Origin of the sequence: Vibrio sp. YT-17 (assembly GCF_033337375.1) — a bacterium.
In the GTDB taxonomy this organism is placed as follows: Bacteria; Pseudomonadota; Gammaproteobacteria; order Enterobacterales; family Vibrionaceae; genus Vibrio; species Vibrio alginolyticus.
The window spans coordinates 1-1,321 of sequence record NZ_JAWOQP010000100.1; the positions used below are offsets into that span (position 1 = coordinate 1).

Genomic DNA, 1,321 nt, shown 5'->3' on the forward strand with positions numbered 1-1,321 from the left:
CCAATTGGCCCGGTTGTGGCTGGTTCATGTGGTTGTAGTGACACATGGCGGCGTTGCTGCATGCGGCCGAAATGGTATCAAAGCTCAGATCCATCAGCGTTGGGTCTTCTTTACGGAATGCTTCTAGGCGATCAGCCAGTGTAGCTTCATCATGAAGATTGCCTGCAGCCACTTCGGCATCTAGCCAGCAAAGGAATTTGCTCATCGCTACACCGTCGCGGATATGACAGGCTTTCATGCCCGCAATCTCAACTTCGTTTTTCGCGGCTTTTGGCATTAAACATGGATCGGCTGCAGCAATAACCGATGCGCCTGCATTTTGCAGAACTAACTTAAACCATGCGTTACTGATTGCTGGGTCGAGCAATACCTTTTTACCAGACATGGCTTCAAGGCGTGATTGAAGTGCTTCTGGATGATGAACCGTCACACCAGTACCCACATGCGCTGCAAATTCAGCAGGTAAGCGAGCGGGATCTAGGAAGTACTCTACACTTGAGTCGGCATGAAGAATCGCGTGCGAGAGTAAAACTGGCAAACGCGATACATCCAAGCCACGTACATTCAATAGCCAACAAATAGAAACAAGCGCTGTGATAACTGCACTGTCGGCACTGGCTTTTGCTACCAGTTGAGCGATCTCTTTACGCTTACTTTCGCTTGATTGACCAACGGCTTCTGTTGGCATGAGGCGAACGTCAGAAACCACTGGTGCAGGGCGGTCATGCCATAATGCATCAATTGGGTTGCTGGAGAGAATGTTCAGCTCAAGTTTTCCGGCCAGTTTTGCTTGTGCCATATCTAGCCAAGCCGAACTGTGCATGCGTGGGTCGATAGCCACGGACGCATTTGCGGTTAGATTGTCTTGAATCCAATCCAATGCCGGTTCTTCAATTAGGTGGCGATATTCAAACAAATCGCTAGGAACTTGTTTGGTCACTTGCACTGTATAGCGACCATCAACAAAAATCGCGGCTTTGTCTTGTGTGATCACGGCTGCGCCTGCAGAGCCTGTGAATCCGGTTAGCCAATGGAGGCGTTCATTGTGCGCAGGGACATATTCACCCAGGTATTCATCTTCATGAGGGATCAGTAGGGCATCAATGTTGTGTTGAGCAAGCCATTCGCGAATTGCGTTCACGCGGCTTAGGGTATCGTTGTGCATCTGTTTTATTCCTTCAAATTACCGCTCCTTCATGCTCAGGTGTGGGAGCTGTTTCCTTCTGCTTCGTGCAGTGATTGAGTTAAACGTCGTAGCAAGATGACGTTTAAGTCTGGGTACAACAGGCCATAGATGAGCCAAAAAGGACTATCGACTGTT

The 1,321-nt window shown here is 49.1% G+C and carries 1 protein-coding gene; it reads right to left on the reverse strand.

Translation table 11 applies throughout. The annotated features are described in order from the left end of the window. The coding region (locus R7F67_RS24145; RefSeq protein WP_318057454.1) for an aminopeptidase P family N-terminal domain-containing protein at positions 1-1,165 on the reverse strand (1,165 nt) is incomplete at its 3' end. Between the last annotated feature and the right edge of the window lie 156 nt (positions 1,166-1,321).